The organism is uncultured Algibacter sp., from assembly GCF_947495675.1.
Lineage (GTDB): Bacteria > Bacteroidota > Bacteroidia > Flavobacteriales > Flavobacteriaceae > Algibacter_B.
Window position 1 is genome coordinate 1 of the sequence record NZ_CANLZX010000103.1, and the last position, 227, is coordinate 227.

The window sequence follows — 227 nt, forward strand, 5'->3', positions numbered from 1 at the left end:
TTATTTGCATTGGTTAATGCTTGTCTTATTTCATCGTGATTGTGTCCATCAATAGTCACAACTTTCCAGCCCCATGCTTCATACTTTGCTGCTGTGTCTTCACTTGTTACCTCATCTGTAGATGTTGATAACTGAATATCATTGGCATCATAGAACATAATAAAATTATTCAATCCTAAATGACCTGCTATTCTTCCTGCTCCTTGTGATATCTCTTCTTGAACACC

At 36.6% G+C, this 227-nt stretch carries 1 pseudogene; it reads right to left on the bottom strand.

The window, feature by feature from the left end:
- Window positions 1-227: pseudogene (locus Q0842_RS16260) on the bottom strand (transketolase); the annotation flags it as partial.